This is a genomic window from Pseudomonas sp. HMSC067G02 (assembly GCF_001813485.1).
GTDB lineage: Bacteria > Pseudomonadota > Gammaproteobacteria > Pseudomonadales > Pseudomonadaceae > Pseudomonas > Pseudomonas aeruginosa.
The window spans coordinates 52,225-53,075 of sequence record NZ_KV812726.1; the positions used below are offsets into that span (position 1 = coordinate 52,225).

At 67.5% G+C, this 851-nt stretch carries 2 pseudogenes; both read left to right on the forward strand.

Features of this window, described 5'->3' with window-relative positions:
• Nucleotides 1-383: pseudogene (gene dctQ, locus HMPREF2914_RS27475) on the forward strand (C4-dicarboxylate TRAP transporter small permease protein DctQ); the annotation flags it as partial.
• Nucleotides 380-851 (forward strand): annotated as a pseudogene (gene dctM, locus HMPREF2914_RS27480) (C4-dicarboxylate TRAP transporter large permease protein DctM); the annotation flags it as partial. The pseudogenes dctQ and dctM, both read left to right, overlap by 4 nt.

The following is an 851-nucleotide window of genomic DNA, read 5'->3' on the forward strand; positions in this document are numbered from 1 at the left end:
TCCTCGGCATCGCCTACGGCGTACGCACCGCCGGGCACCTCGGCGTGGACGTGCTGGTGAAGCTGGCCTCGCGACCGGTACAGCGCGTGCTCGGCGTGATCGCCTGCCTGGCCTGCCTCGGCTACGCCGGCCTGCTCTGCGTGGCCAGCTACGACTGGGTGAAGACCCTGTTCATCGCCGGCATCGGCGCCGAGGACCTCGACCACTTCGGCATCCGCCAATGGCACATCGGCCTGATCGTGCCGGTCGGCTTCGCCCTGGTGTTCATCCGTTTCGCCGAGATCCTCGTGCGCATCCTGCGCAACCGCCAGACCGGACTGGGACTGGCCGACGAGGCTGCCGACGCGCTGAAGCTGACCGAGCACGAGGAGCCCAAGGCATGACCATTCTGTTCCTCTTCCTGCTGCTCTTCCTGCTGATGTTCATCGGCGTGCCGATCGCCGTCTCCCTGGGTCTCTCCGGCGCACTGACGATCCTCCTGTTCAGCCCGGACTCGGTACGCTCGCTGGCGATCAAGCTGTTCGAGACCTCCGAGCACTACACCCTGCTGGCGATCCCGTTCTTCCTGCTCTCCGGCGCGTTCATGACCACCGGTGGCGTGGCGCGGCGCCTGATCGACTTCGCCAACGCCTGCGTCGGACACATCCGTGGCGGCCTGGCGATCGCCGCGGTGCTCGCCTGCATGCTCTTCGCCGCGCTATCCGGCTCGTCTCCGGCAACGGTGGCGGCAGTGGGTTCGATCGCCATCGCCGGCATGGTCCGCTCGGGTTATCCACAGGCGTTCGGCGCCGGGATCGTCTGCAACGCCGGCACCCTCGGCATCCTCATCCCGCCATCGATCGTGATGGTGG